At 59.4% G+C, this 14,486-nt stretch carries 10 protein-coding genes; 5 read left to right on the top strand and 5 right to left on the bottom strand.

The features are described from left to right. Positions 1-9 precede the first annotated feature (9 nt). On the bottom strand, positions 10-999 hold the full coding sequence (locus L6R44_RS03905; RefSeq protein ID WP_045329037.1) for a 2-hydroxyacid dehydrogenase: 990 nt from the start codon (positions 997-999) through the stop codon (positions 10-12). Positions 1,000-1,209: 210 nt separating this feature from the next. Here L6R44_RS03905 and L6R44_RS03900 point away from each other — a divergent pair, with 210 nt between their 5' ends. The 3 genes from L6R44_RS03900 to L6R44_RS03890 are packed head-to-tail and all read left to right on the top strand — an operon-like array spanning position 1,210 to position 4,362. Next, a complete protein-coding gene (locus tag L6R44_RS03900) occupies positions 1,210-3,849 on the top strand; it encodes a YdbH family protein (protein ID WP_237423343.1) in 2,640 nt (879 codons plus the stop codon). Continuing rightward, entirely contained in the window at positions 3,846-4,037 is a 192-nt protein-coding gene (locus L6R44_RS03895; RefSeq protein WP_045354815.1) for a YnbE family lipoprotein, read from the top strand. The genes L6R44_RS03900 and L6R44_RS03895 overlap by 4 nt, the downstream gene beginning before the upstream one ends. A 7-nt stretch (positions 4,038-4,044) precedes the next feature. Next, positions 4,045-4,362, top strand: coding sequence for a YdbL family protein (locus tag L6R44_RS03890; RefSeq protein ID WP_032640419.1), 318 nt, complete (start codon positions 4,045-4,047; stop codon positions 4,360-4,362). Here L6R44_RS03890 and feaR read toward each other — a convergent pair whose 3' ends face one another. Then, positions 4,363-5,271, bottom strand: a complete 909-nt coding sequence (gene feaR, locus L6R44_RS03885; RefSeq protein ID WP_237423550.1) for a transcriptional regulator FeaR — start codon at positions 5,269-5,271, stop codon at positions 4,363-4,365. Between the two features lie 241 nt (positions 5,272-5,512). Here feaR and L6R44_RS03880 point away from each other — a divergent pair, with 241 nt between their 5' ends. Next, complete coding sequence (locus L6R44_RS03880; RefSeq protein WP_032640415.1) at positions 5,513-7,012, top strand: aldehyde dehydrogenase family protein; 1,500 nt, start codon at positions 5,513-5,515, stop codon at positions 7,010-7,012. Positions 7,013-7,099: 87 nt separating this feature from the next. On the opposite strand, the gene L6R44_RS03875 is transcribed toward L6R44_RS03880, so the two are convergent. The 3 genes from L6R44_RS03875 to paaZ all read right to left on the bottom strand — a co-directional run bounded on the left by L6R44_RS03875 (position 7,100) and on the right by paaZ (position 13,262). Then, positions 7,100-8,206, bottom strand: coding sequence for a GGDEF domain-containing protein (locus L6R44_RS03875; protein WP_237423342.1), 1,107 nt, complete (start codon positions 8,204-8,206; stop codon positions 7,100-7,102). A gap of 118 nt (positions 8,207-8,324) precedes the next feature. Then, positions 8,325-10,598 (bottom strand): primary-amine oxidase, encoded by a 2,274-nt coding sequence (gene tynA / locus L6R44_RS03870; protein WP_032640410.1) that lies wholly within the window; start codon positions 10,596-10,598, stop codon positions 8,325-8,327. A 621-nt stretch (positions 10,599-11,219) separates the two neighbouring features. After that, the gene (gene paaZ / locus L6R44_RS03865; protein ID WP_237423341.1) at positions 11,220-13,262 is read right to left on the bottom strand and encodes a phenylacetic acid degradation bifunctional protein PaaZ; all 2,043 of its coding nucleotides are present in this window, start codon (positions 13,260-13,262) and stop codon (positions 11,220-11,222) included. A 284-nt stretch (positions 13,263-13,546) separates the two neighbouring features. On the opposite strand from paaZ, the gene paaA reads away from it, so the two are divergent. Beyond that, complete coding sequence (paaA, locus tag L6R44_RS03860; RefSeq protein ID WP_032640406.1) at positions 13,547-14,476, top strand: 1,2-phenylacetyl-CoA epoxidase subunit PaaA; 930 nt, start codon at positions 13,547-13,549, stop codon at positions 14,474-14,476. Positions 14,477-14,486: the final 10 nt, after the last annotated feature.

The following is a 14,486-nucleotide window of genomic DNA, read 5'->3' as shown; positions in this document are numbered from 1 at the left end:
GCGTGGGGGTTAAGCCAGTTCGTTAGGGCAGGCTTCACCCTTTTCCAGCTGCTGCAGGTTACCCAGCGTGGTTTCTGAAATGCTGATCAGCGCTTCCGCCGTCAAGAACGCCTGGTGGCCGGTAAACAGCACGTTATGGCAGGCAGACAGGCGGCGGAACACGTCGTCCTGAATCACGTCGTTAGACTTGTCTTCAAAGAACAGATCGCGTTCGTTCTCGTACACGTCCATGCCCAGCGCGCCAATTTTCTGAGTTTTGAGCGCTTCGATAGCGGCCTGGGAGTCAACCAGCCCGCCGCGGCTGGTGTTGATGATCATGACGCCGTCTTTCATCTGGTCAAACGCCGCCTGGTTCAGCAGGTGATAGTTTTCCGGCGTCAGCGGGCAGTGCAGGGAGATCACGTCGGACTGCGAGAGCAGGGTCGGCAGGTCAACGTATTCCACGCCCAGCTCCAGCGCTGCGGCGCTTGGGTACGGATCGAACGCCAGCAGACGCATGCCGAAGCCTTTCAGAATGCGCAGGGTCGCCACGCCAATTTTACCGGTGCCGATCACGCCTGCGGTTTTGCCGTACATGGTAAAGCCGGTCAGCCCTTCCAGGGAGAAATTGGCGTCACGGGTGCGCTGATAAGCGCGGTGAATACGACGGTTGAGGGACATCATCATACCGATCGCATGTTCCGCGACCGCTTCCGGAGAGTAGGCCGGAACGCGCACCACCTTCAGACCCAGCTCTTTCGCCGCGTCGAGGTCCACGTTATTAAAGCCCGCGCAGCGCAGGGCGATGTACTTCACCCCGTGTTTTTTCAACTCTTCCAGCACCGGACGACTGCCGTCGTCGTTAACAAAAATGCAGACGCCTTCACAGCCGTGCGCCGTTTTGGCGGTTTTTTCGGACAGCAGAAAGTCGAAAAATTCAAGCTCAAACCCGTAAGCCTCGTTAACATGTTGCAGATACTTTTTGTCGTACTGCTTTGTGCTGTATACCGCGAGTTTCATAAGACTTTCTCCAGTGATTTTGCATTCACGTTAGCATGATTAAAATTATCTTACAATTTCTAAAATATTATTGAATTCAATAAGTTCTATGAATTATTCTAGAGCATCTATCCTTAAAAATGGCATTTCCTTCAACTGACTGGCTAAACATGCGACAATGATCGGCACTGTCGGCTTAATTCTTTCGTTAAATCAGGATATTAACTGCCCATGAAGGGTAAATACAAAGCCGCTCTTGCGCTTTTATTGCTGTTCATTTTATTGCCGCTGACGCTGCTGATGACGCTCGCCCAGTGGGTGCCGACGCTTGCCGGGATCTGGCTTCCCGTCGGGACGCGCATCGCGTTTGAAGAGAGTCCGAAGCTTACCCGCCACGCGCTGAAAATCCCCGATCTCCGCTATCTGGTTGAAGAGTGTGAAATTGCCCGCATCGAGAACGTGACGCTGTCACATCCAAGCCGCTGGCAGCTGGATATCGGCGCGCTGGATCTTAACGCCGTCTGCCTCAGCAAAATTCCCCAGTCAGCGCCCTCAACGGTCGCCCCCAAAACGCTGGCGCAGTGGCAGGCGGTGTTACCCAATACCTGGCTCACGGTTCACCGTCTGACGCTGTCGCCCTGGCAGCAGTGGCAGGGCGAGCTTAAGGCGTCGCTGACCCCGTCCATGCAGGAGATCGCCTATAAAGGCGAACAGGTCAGCATCAAAGGCACGCTTCGCGGCCAGACGCTCTCGGTCAGCCAGTTCGATATACAGCTCCCTGACCAGCCGCAGCCCGTTAAGCTGGTGGGCGAGTTTACCCTGCCGCTGGTGCCGGACGGCGTGCCGGTGAAAGGCCACGCGGTGGCGACCTTTAACGTGCCACAGTTGACGTCTCTGGTCGATGCCGATCTGGACTGGGAAGGCAATCAGGGACAGCTGGTGGTGATGGCGCGGGACAACCCCGATCCGCTACTCGACCTGCCGTGGCAGATCGCGGCGGAGCAGCTGAACATCAGCGACGGGCGCTGGAACTGGGATCTCTCGGGGATGCCGCTGAGCGGGCGGGTTTCCCTTCGCGCCGACAACTGGCAGCAGGGGCTGGAGAAAACCATCCTGACCGGACGACTGAACGTGTTGACGCAGGGCGATGCGGGGAAAGGCAACGCGGTACTGAATATTGGGCCCGGCAGGCTCAGCATGGAAAACAGCGACATGCCCCTGCACCTCAGCGGCGAGGCGAAGCAAAACGATCTTATTCTTTACGCCAAACTGCCCGCAACGCTAACCGGTAGCCTGTATGACCCGCAGCTGGCCTTTGAGCCGGGCGCGCTGCTTCGCTCGCGCGGGCGGATCATTAACTCGCTCGATATTGATGAAATCCGCTGGCCGCTGGCGGGCGTGAAGCTCACCCAGAAGGGCGTGGACGGCCGCCTGCAGGCGATTTTGCGCGCCCACGAGAACGAGATGGGCGATTTTGAACTCCACCTGGACGGCCAGGCCAGCGACTTTTTACCCGACAGCGGCCTGTGGCAGTGGCGCTACTGGGGGAAAGGCGGGTTTACGCCGATGCATGCCCGCTGGGATGTTGCCGGGAAAGGCGAGTGGCGCGACAACCTTATTGAGCTGACGGCGCTCTCCACCGGTTTTGACAAGCTGCAGTACGGCACGATGGAGGTCAGCAAGCCGCGCCTGGCGCTGGAAAAACCGGTGCGCTGGTTCCGTGACCCCGAGAAACCCACCTTCAGCGGCGCGCTGTCGCTGAATGCCGGGCAAACCCGCTTCTCCGGCGGCAGCGTACTGCCGCCCTCGGTCCTGACCTTTAGCGTCGACGGCACCGACCCGACGGTGTTCCAGTTTAAGGGCGATCTCCATGCGGACAGCATCGGCCCGGTGCAGGTGAACGGCCGCTGGGACGGCGAACGTCTTCGCGGGCAGGCCTGGTGGCCAAAACAGTCGCTCACCGTCTTCCAGCCGCTGATCCCGCCGGACTGGAAAATGACGCTGCGCGACGGGGAGCTTTATGCCCAGGTGGCCTTCTCGGCGGCGGCCGATCAGGGCTTTGAGGCGGGCGGGCACGGCGTGCTGAAATCCGGCAGCGCCTGGATGCCGGATAACCAAATTAACGGCGTCGATTTTGTGCTGCCGTTCCGCTTCAGCGAGGGCACCTGGTCTCTCGGCACGCGCGGTCCGGTCACGCTGCGCATCGGCGAAGTGGTCAACCTGGTGACCGCGCGCAACATTACCGCGGATTTACAGGGCGATTATCCCTGGACGGAGGATAATCCGCTGCTGCTCACCAACGTGAAGGTAGAAACCCTGGGCGGGAAAATCACCATGCAGCAGTTGCGGATGCCGCAGCACGATCCGGCCCTGCTGCGCGTGGACAATATCTCCACAAGCGAGCTGATAAGCGCCGTTAACCCAAAACAGTTTGCCATGTCAGGCCGGGTGAGCGGGGCGCTGCCGTTCTGGCTGGATAATGAAAAATGGATCATCAAGGATGGCTGGCTGACCAACCCGGGGCCCATGACGCTGCGCATCGACAAAGATACCGCTGACGCCATCGTGGAAGATAATATGGTGGCGGGCGCGGCGATTAACTGGCTCCGCTATATGGAAATTTCGCGTTCGTGGACGAGAATCAATTTAGATAACCTGGGTGAATTAACCATGCAGGCGACCATCAAGGGGACCAGCCGGGTCGATGGCAAAAGCAGCTCCGTCAACCTGAACTACACCCATGAAGAAAATGTGTTTACCCTCTGGCGCAGCCTGCGTTTTGGGGACAACCTGCAAACCTGGTTTGAGCAACACGCGGCGATACCTGCTCCCCGCAGTTCGACCGGCAAGGAAAGTGAGGAACAACAATGAAAAAGATGGCTGGTGCGCTCACCGTTGCCGTTGCCGCGCTACTGACCGGCTGTACGCCGCGTATTGAAGTCGCTGCGCCAAAGGAGCCGATTACCATCAATATGAATGTCAAAATCGAACATGAGATCCATATTAAGGTCGATAAAGACGTTGAAACCCTGCTGAAATCGCGCAGCGATCTGTTCTGAGGATGCCATGAAACGATTAGCTCTGATTTTACTGGCGCTGGGGATGAACGTGCAGGCGGCTACGCTGACCTTAAGCGATGCCCGGGCGCAGGGGCGCGTGGGGGAAACCCTCAGCGGTTATCTTGCTCCGATCCAACAGGATGCGGAAACGCTGGCGCTGGTCAATCGCATCAACGCGGCGCGCACGGAGAGCTATCAGAAGCTGGCCGACAGCAATAATTTGCCGGTTGATGAAGTGGCCAAAATGGCGGGTCAAAAGCTGGTTGCCCGCGCGCAGCCGGGCGAATACGTGAAGGGGATTAACGGCAAATGGCTGAAAAAATAGCTAGCGGTAGCGCCTGCGGTATTCCCCCGGCGAGACGCCAAAACGCTGCTTAAACGCCGTTGAGAAATGGCTATGGTCGGTGAACCCCCAGCTGTAGCCAATGCCCGCCAGCTTTTCATCATCCCCGGCAGCGCGCAGCACCTGCGCACACAAATCCAGCCGACGGTTTTTGATGTACTGCGCCACCACCAGCCCCTTTTCGGCAAACATGCGGTAGAGGCTGCGCACGGACATCCCGCTCTCGGCGGCAATCCATTCCGGGCGCAGCGATTCAGACTGAATATGGTCGTCAATCAGCGCCACGACCTGCTGGAACTGACGCTCCTTGCGCGGCTGAATCACGTCGCGCTGCTGAAAAGCGGGGCGCAGCAGGCAGATCATCGCCTCAAGCGCCGCTTCACTCTCCCGGTCGCTCAGGTCGGCATTGCTCATGCTCTCCATCAGCAGTCGATGGCTCAGATGGACCGTGGGCAAAGTGCGGGAAAGGGCGGTCGCGCAGCTTATCTCCTGAAAACGACACTGCTGCTCAATAATCTGACGGGGAACCAGCAGCGAAATCTGGCGGGATTTTTCCCGCCAGTTAATCGAGCAGGGGCGCGACGCGTCAATCAGCGTGATATCACCGGTTCTGAGCAGCGCGCGACGGTCCTCCTGCTCAATTTCCGCGCTGCCTTCAAGCTGGAACACGGTATAGAACCAGGCATCATGACTCTGGGCGATCTCCTGACGGGAGCGGAACAGATTTACGCCGCCTGCGGTGACGGTGCTGAGCTTCAGGCTGCGCGCATAGCTGGTCTCCAGCTCGCCGAAGAACTTTCCCTCGGTGGGCTGCGCGTTAAACCGCCCGCAAACCTGATTAATTTGCGCCAGCCACTGCTGATACTGTTCCTGCTCGCTTGCACACGCCATCGCTTCTCTCACTGCACCGTCAACGTTTTCGCATTGTTGCATTTGTGTTGCATTTTGTCAGAGCTATGAGGCTGACTATAGGAAAGAACGCTCACCGGTAACAGCGATATAAGCGGCAATTATCGCGATTTGCGGAGCCTGTCACAGGTGGCAAAGCGAATGTCACAGAGACAAAAGCGAGAACGTAAAACCCCACATAGACTGGATAAACACCCTGAGAAGAATAACGAAGGAGTATCCTATGTCTGCATCACAGGTGGCCATTCAGCCTGCCGTACAACAGTTTTTAGACCGACAGCATGGCCTGTGGATTGAAGGGCGTCAGGCCGCGTCGGACAGTGAAAAAAGGCTGAACGTCTACAACCCGGCCACGGGCGAGGTCATTGCCTCGACCGCCGACGCCAGCGTCGACGACGTCGATCGCGCGGTAATGTCCGGCTGGCGCGCGTTTGTCGCCCGCAGCTGGGCCGGAAAACTCCCGGCAGAGCGCGAGCGGATCCTGCTCCATTTCGCCGATCTGGTTGAACAGCATAGCGAGGAGCTGGCCCAGCTTGAGACCCTGGAGCAGGGCAAATCCATCAACATTTCCCGGGCCTTTGAGGTGGGCTGCACGCTGAACTGGATGCGCTATACCGCCGGGCTGACCACCAAAATTGCAGGCAAAACCCTCGACCTCTCTATTCCTCTGCCGCAGGGCGCCCGCTATCAGGCGTGGACGCGCAAGGAGCCGGTTGGCGTGGTGGCCGGGATTGTGCCCTGGAACTTCCCGCTGATGATCGGCATGTGGAAGGTGATGCCCGCCCTGGCGGCTGGCTGCTCGATTGTCATCAAGCCGTCAGAAACCACGCCGCTGACCATGCTGCGCGTGGCGGAGCTGGCCAGCGAAGCGGGCATTCCGGACGGGGTGTTCAACGTAGTGACCGGGAGCGGCGCGGTGTGTGGCGCGGCGCTGACCTCGCATCCGCATATTGCCAAGGTGAGCTTCACCGGCTCAACGGCAACGGGCAAGCAAATCGCCCGCGCGGCGGCTGACACGCTCACCGGGGTGACCCTGGAGCTGGGCGGGAAAAACCCGGCTATCGTTCTGAAAGACGCGGACCCGGCATGGGTGATCGAAGGCCTGATGACCGGCAGCTTCCTGAACCAGGGGCAGGTGTGTGCGGCGAGTTCCCGTATCTATATTGAAGCGCCGCTGTTTGACACGCTGGTCAGCGGGTTTGAGCAGGCGGTGAAATCCCTGAGCGTCGGGCCGGGCATGTCGCCGGAGGCGTTTATCAACCCGCTGGTGTCGCGCGCGCACTGCGATAAGGTGCAGGCCTTCCTTGATGAAGCGACCTCGCGCCACGCGGAGCTGCTCGTCGGTAACCGAGGGCCAGAAGGCAAAGGCTATTACGTCTCGCCTACGCTGGTAGTGAACCCGGACGCCTCGCTGCGTTTAACCCGCGAAGAGGTGTTTGGCCCGGTGGTCAACCTGGTGCGCGTTGCCGACGGCGAAGAGGCGCTCCAGCTGGCAAACGACACCGAATACGGCCTGACCGCCAGCGTCTGGACGCAGAACATCAGCAAGGCGCTGGAGTACACCGACCGGCTGCAGGCGGGCACCGTCTGGGTGAACAGCCATACGCTGATCGACGCCAACCTGCCGTTCGGCGGCATGAAGCAGTCCGGCACCGGTCGCGACTTTGGCCCGGACTGGCTGGACGGCTGGTGTGAAACCAAGTCGGTTTGCGTGCGGTATTAAAAAACAAGCCGGGTGGCGGCTACGCCTTACCCGGCCTACAACGGCACGAACCGTAGGCCGGGTAAGCGCAGCGCCACCCGGCTTCGCCTACCGCGACCACCGATCCCGCCCGGCCTCTTTCGCCCGGTACAGCGCCGCATCGGCGCGGGCGATAATCTCGGTGCCCGCTAGCCCCTCCGCCATGCTCGCTATGCCCATGCTCACGGTAACATGGTCGCTGACCGTCGAGGCGCCGTGCGGTATGGCTTCCGCGCGCAGGCCGTCCTGAATGCGCAGGGCAACCTTTTCAGCGATGTTTACCGGGCAATTGAAGAGGATGACCACGAACTCCTCGCCACCGTAGCGCGACACCACATCGTCAGGCGTTCGCACCGACTGCTTCAGCACGCGCGCCACGCGGGTCAGACAGTCGTCGCCAGCCTGGTGCCCGTAGGTGTCGTTGTAGCGCTTGAAGTAGTCGATATCCAGCATGATTACCGAGAAGGTTTTTTTCTGCTCAACCGCGTTCTCCAGCACCACCTCCATCTTCCGGCGGTTGGCGGTTTTGGTTAGCGGGTCCTGATGCGCCAGCGCATCCAGCCGCGATATCAGCAGCTGATTTTGCTGGTTACGTCGCCAGGCTTCGTCAAACCAGCTCAGCAGGATAAAACGCCCGCAGATCAGGATCAGCGTAAAGACGCTCCAGATAATAATGAAGTGAAGGTTGAGGCCATCATTCAGGATCCAGTTTGCTATCGGCAGGGTGATCCAGAGCGGGAGCACAAAAGCGAGCAGCCCCTCAGGGTAAAAATAGAGCGCCGTTAAGCCCGCCAGTAATAAAATGACGCACAGCGGCCAGACGTGCGGGAGCAGCAGCTGGGTGATAAACCAGAAGCAGGAGACCGACCAGATGGCGCTGCAGATAAACAGCACCACGCTGATGCCGGCGATGCGCCGCCAGGCCATCAGGACCAGGGCGGCAGAGAGGAGGATAATGCCGAGCATCGAGGCGTCGACCATCTTCGTCAGCTGCGGCGAATGGGGATAAAGGGGATCGCTGGCCTTGAGCAGGACGTGGCGCAGCAGGATCATCACCGCGAAGCTGATATTCACGAAGGCCAGCCACGGCAGGTTCATCGCCAGCCCGTGCATCACCATGGCCTGGCGCGTTGGCCAGGTTGCCCGTTCAAGCGTCGGTTTTTTTCTTTTTTCCATAAAGCCCTTTCCCGTCCGGGGGATAAATCATGCAGGTGGGATATCAGTAACTATAAGCAAGCCCGGACGAAGCTCAAATGCAGAGGCAAAAAAAACCGGGCAATTGCCCGGCGGGTGGTTATTTATCCTCTTTTTTCTTCCCGAGCGTTGGCGTCTCGTCGAAGAAGTTCCACGGTTTAAGTAGGGTATGCACCCATTCCGTCGGCATAATCGGCCACTCTTCCGCGCGCGCGACGTGGGTGGTGCCGGTGGTCATCCAGACCACGTCATCCTGGTCGTTAAGCGACTCGTTATCTTTGCTGTACTGTCCCAGGCCGGTGTCATGGATGGAACGATTCGGGAATTTCCCTTCCGGATACCGTTCATCCGGATGGTAGCGGGTCACCCACAGCTGTTTATCCATAAAGCTCAGGCGATGGTAGATCCACTCGTCCGGGGCAAATTTCGCGCCGGTCGCCACCGGGTGCGTACCGCCCGCGTAAGGGATAATCTGGTACGAGACCGGGTTGCCCATGCGGTTCTCTTTACTCGTGTTGCTCAGCAGGCGAATGGTGCCCGGGTCGAACTTCTGCGCCGCCTGCTGCTCGGTATCGATATCGTACTGGTTAATTTGCATGGTGCTGGTGCGCGGGCCTCCGGCGGTATTCGGCTTCACTTCCGGATCCATTGCCACCAGCTTGTTGTTAATGCCGTCCACGTCCATATCAAGACGGAAGTTATAGATGTGCTGGTGCGTGGTGCCCACGATGTTGTGATCGATGAGCGTGCCGTATTTGGTGTCGTCCTTGGCGGTGGCGTCGTGCATGGTTTTCGCCTGCACGCCTTTCACCGCTTCGATACCCGTTGCGCCGGCATCAATGCCGATGGTGCCGTTCTCATGGAACACCCAGTCGAAGATGTAATCGTAGTTGCCCACGGTACTCACCCAGCGCACCACCAGCTCGCGGCGCTCGGCGCTGACGTTTGGCTGGCCCATCTCCTGATGCTTGTATTCCGGCCCCGCGTAGCGTTCGAAAATGGCGATCGCACGCGGGATCTCCATCGGCGCGCCGGTGTAGTCCGGGATGGTTTCATTGAGCATCACGGCGTTGGACGGCACGTCTTTCCCGCGCACCAGCGGCGAGGTCAGAGTGCCCATGCCGTAGTCGCCGGAGTCCAGATAGGCCTTAAAGTACCAGCCCACGTCCGGATCGCCGTAAGGGACGATCATGCCGCCGAGCGACCCCTGATACATCACCTGACGCTTTTTGCCGCTGTCGTTATACGTCACGGTCGAAATCATCGGTCCCACGCGGGAGTCCAGACTCAGGTGAAAATCCCAGTTCTGCCAGTGCACCATATCGCCGGTAATGGTGTAGTTCTTGCCTTCCGGCTCAACAATCTCGAGCGGTTTTTTCGGCGTCTCTATACGGTCGCGGCCATCGTAGGGGCGCGGCGTCATCGGAACCGGAACAACGGCACCTTCCTCAATCTTCTGGATTTTCTTCTGCTCAAGATCCACCACGGCCACCAGGTTTTCAATCGGGTGCGCCCAGTAGTTGCCGTCGCCGACGTCGAGATAGCTCACCACCTTCAGCAGTCGGTCCTCCTGCTTCAGGCCGTCTTTACCGTCGAAATAGCCGACGGTCAGCGGCGTGGTAATCACTTTTTTCGGGTCGGTGATGCCGTGCTTTTTAAGCACCTCGGCAAACTCCGTGCTGTCGTTGATAATTTGCTGTACCGCGGTGAAATCATCCAGCAGCACCATGCCGTGCGCGTCTTTCACCGGCTCCCAGCGCAGGATTTTTTTATCCTTCAGGTCCACCAGGCTTTCGATAACGTGCTTTCCATCGAGCATCACGATCTTCGCCTGGCGAGGCGCGTCCACTGCGGTGCCGTTGAGCACAAAGTCCCACACTTTGGCTTTCTCGGGCTCGGCAAGGGCAATCTGGGTGAAGCGGGTATTCGGCTTAAAATCCGCCGAGGCTTTGACAATCTCAACGGCCTGCTTAATTTCGTCCGCCGTCAGCGCGTTTAACGGGTGAGGGCGTTTTTCCACCTGGAAAGTCTGGTCAAGACCGGACTGGAAAACATCGTTGATGAAGCCGTCAGAGATAAAGGCCTTGTTGCCTTTCATCACCACCGGCACCTCAAGCGTGAGGGTTTTACCGTTGACGATGGCGGTTTTAGCGCCCGGTTTGACCTTCACAAAGGCGCCGTCTTTCGCAATGGTGAACATCTGTGCGTAATCGTCCCACTGAACGTCCGCGCCAAAGTCCTGCAGCGTTTTGTCCATCGGGACCATATGCGCCTCGCTGCCGTGGGCGAAAACAGGGGATTGCCAGGCGCAACACAGCGCAACGGCCATGGCCAGCGCCGTTCTACGGGCAGAAAAAGAAGAATTGCTTCCCATCGTAGACCTCATCTTGTTGTGTTTATTGTGTTGTGTCAGCCTTATCCTGACAGACGCCTCAGAAAAGCGTTTGCCTGCATCTGCCAGGTTATTTGTCAGCCTTGCCAGGTTAAAAAAAGAGCGGGGGTAAGTCACATGCCGGGCCATTTCCTCTCCCCATTGAGGCTGAGGGAACCCCACAAAATAATGTCTGCACAGACGACCCCCTCTCCCTTGAGGGAGAGGGCTGGGGTGAGGGGGAACATACGGCTGTGGAGGTCATTCCGTTCACTTTACGTTCCTTGCTACTCTGTAACGACATGACCTGTGAACGTGCCAGGGTGGCTCAGTCGCCACCACCCTGGCAACCCGGGCTCCCGGCGGTAAATCGCCGCTTCGCGGTGCCTTCGGCTAATTCCTTCCGGCTTATCGGGGACGGGCGGAGGTAACATCCCTGTAAAGCCCGCCCTCTCGGCGCATCCATGCACCTCGCCCCGGCCTTACGGAAACGCCTCAGCGATTTACAGCCGGACGAGGGCATCGCTGAAGGCCCTCAGCTATTTTAAAAGCAGCGTTATTGCTTCTGCTTTCACATTACCTGAGAGCGCTCAGCCATTGCGGAGAGGATTAGGAGTAGGGACCTTAGCTGAATTCACCCCGCTGGCGCGCCACCAGCGTCAGGATGGAGTAGAGCGCCACGGCCTGCTGGTGCTGGTTGAAAATCTCAACCGCCCACTCCACCACGCCGGTTGGTTTTTCATCCGCGGTGCGCTGTTTTTTCAGCGTTTTGCGTTTGCAGGTCAGGCGCACCTGAATGGTGTCGCCCGGCTTGACCGGCTCGATAAAGCGCAGGTTTTCCATGCCGTAGTTGGCAATTACCGGCCCGACGCCCGCATCGACGAACAGCCCCGCCGCGGCGGAGATCAGGAAGTAGCCGTGCACCACCCGTTCGCCAAAGATCGACTCTGCCGCGCCGATCTTGTCCATATGGGCGTAGAAGTGATCCCCGCTCAGGCAGGCAAAGTTCACGATGTCCGCTTCCGTCAGGGTGCGGCGCGGCGTCAGCAGGCTGTCACCCGGCTGCAGCTCCTCAAAGTATTTGCGGAACGGATGCACGCGATCTTCCTGCACGGCTGCGCCGCGCACCCACTGCTTGCCGATGGCCGCCAGCATGGTCGGACTGCCCTGAATCGCCGTGCGCTGCAGGTAGTGCTTCACCGCGCGCAGGCCGCCCAGCTCTTCGCCGCCGCCCGCACGACCGGGACCGCCGTGCACCAGCTGCGGCAGCGGGGAGCCGTGGCCGGTGGACTCTTTGGCGGATTCCTCGTTAAGGATCTGAATACGCCCGTGGGCGCGCGCCGCACCGGCAATAAACTGCCGGGCAAGGGCGACATCAGCGGTAACCAGCGTGCCCGCCAGGCTGCCGCCGCCCGCGCGGGCAAGCGTCATCGCGTGGCGTGCGTTGCGATACGGCATCAGCGTCGCGACCGGGCCAAAGGCTTCGGTTGAGTGCACCGCCGGAGTTTCGTCCGGCTGCGGGCAGAACAGCAGGGTCGGCGGGTAGAACGCGCCAGCGGCCTGCAAATCCGCTTTGCCACCCAGGCGGACCTGGCAGCCTGCGGCGATCAGCTGCTCCACTTTCTCCTGCACGTCCGCGCGCTGTTCGGCGTTGACCAGCGCGCCCATCTTTACCCCTTCCTGCGCCGGATCGCCCACGACCACCTTTTCCAGCCGGGCAACCAGCGCCTGGCTCACGGCGTCAATCTGGTTTTGCGGGACGATAATCCGGCGAATGGCGGTACATTTCTGCCCGGCCTTGGCGGTCATCTCGCGGACCACTTCCCGAACGAACAGGGCAAATTCCGGCCGGTCCGGCGTAACGTCCTCCCCCAGCACGCAGCAGTTCAGAGAGTCGGCTTCCATCGTGAAGGGAATGGAATTCGCCACAATATTCGGGTGCACGCGCAGGCTTTGCCCGGTGCTGGCGGAGCCGGTAAAGGTCACCACGTCCTGGCCGTCGAGATGGTCAAGCAGGTCTCCCGCGCCGCCGCAAATCAGGGTGATGGCGCCGTCCGGCACCAGCCCGCTGTCCACGATGGATTTCACCATCGCCTGCGTCACCTGCGCGGTGGCTGTAGCGGGTTTGATGATGGCGGGCATGCCGGCAAGCCAGGTCGGCGCCAGCTTTTCCAGCATCCCCCAGCAGGGGAAGTTAAAGGCGTTGATGTGTACCGCCACGCCGGACTTCGAGGTCAGGACGTGGCGCGCCGCAAAGCCGCCTTCTTTCGACAGCGGGATTAGCTCATCTTCCGGCCAGAGCGTGTCGTCCGGCAGCTCGCGGCTGCCCAGGCTGGCGTAGGTGAACAGGGTGCCGATCCCGCCTTCGATATCGACCCAGCTGTCTGCTTTCGTCGCCCCGGTCTGGGCGGACAGGGCATAAAACGTCTCTTTCTCGCTGAGCAGGTGCTTTGCCACCGCCTTCAGCATGGCGGCACGTTCGATAAAGGTCATCCCGTGAAGCGCTTCGCCGCCGCGCTCAATCGCATAGCGACGGGCGGCCGCCATATCCAGCCCTTCGCTGGTCACGCTCCACAGCGCTTCGCCACTGATGGCGTGATGAATAGTGCGTTCGCGGCCCCGGCCAGACTGCCAGGTACCGGACACGAAGCTGGCTAACTGCTGCATCGCTTATCTCCAAATGTTACGTAATTTCACCATTAATAGTTTGATCGTGAATCATAAAAATCAAGCTGAGTTTTAATGAATTGTTAACATTGTGATCCGGCGTGATGAATGCCTTCGTCAGAAAGCGCCTGCCAACAGGCCTGCGGTAAAAGCCTTGCGAGCGACATCACAAAACAAGGAAACAATTCTTGGGGTTGTATTTAACCTTTGTGTAACTTTTAAAAAACAAAGTGATTCACAATTTCGCTTTAATTTGCAAACTAACGAATCATAAAGGTGATGACGTGACGCAAGAACAACGGTTTGAGCAGCGCATAGCGCAGGAGACGGCGATTGAGCCTCAGGACTGGATGCCTGACGCCTACCGTAAAACGCTGATCCGCCAGATTGGTCAGCACGCGCACTCCGAAATCGTCGGCATGCTGCCGGAAGGGAACTGGATCGCCCGCGCCCCGACGCTGCGGCGAAAAGCGATCCTGCTGGCGAAGGTGCAGGACGAGGCCGGGCATGGGCTTTACCTCTACAGCGCGGCGGAAACGCTGGGCTGCGCGCGGGAAGACATCTACCAGAAGATGCTCGACGGCCAGATGAAATACTCCTCCATCTTCAACTATCCGACCCTGAGCTGGGCCGATATCGGGGTGATCGGCTGGCTGGTGGACGGGGCGGCTATCGTCAACCAGGTGGCGCTGTGCCGCACCTCCTACGGTCCTTATGCCCGGGCGATGGTGAAAATCTGTAAAGAGGAGAGTTTCCACCAGCGTCAGGGCTTTGAAGCCTGCATGGCGCTGGCGCAGGGCAGTGAATCCCAGCGGCAGATGCTGCAGGACGCCATCAACCGCTTCTGGTGGCCTGCGCTGATGATGTTCGGGCCGAACGACGACAACTCGCCGAACAGCGCCCGCAGCCTGGCCTGGAAAATCAAACGCTTCGGCAACGACGAGCTGCGCCAGCGCTTTGTCGACAACACGGTGCCGCAGGTGGAAATGCTGGGCATGACGGTGCCGGATCCCGATCTGCGCTTTGACGAAGAGAGCGGCCACTACCGCTTCGGCGAGATCGACTGGCAGGAATTTGAAGAAGTGATTAACGGGCGCGGGATCTGCAACCACGAACGCCTGGCCGCGAAGCGCAAAGCCTGGGAAGAGGGGGCGTGGGTGCGCGAAGCTGCCCTGGCGCACGCGGAAAAACAACGCGCCCGTCAGGCCGCATAAGAGGAAATAA

The organism is Enterobacter cloacae complex sp. ECC445 (assembly GCF_021892025.1).
Taxonomy (GTDB): domain Bacteria; phylum Pseudomonadota; class Gammaproteobacteria; order Enterobacterales; family Enterobacteriaceae; genus Enterobacter; species Enterobacter chengduensis.
This window is presented reverse-complemented; position numbering and strand designations above follow the sequence as displayed.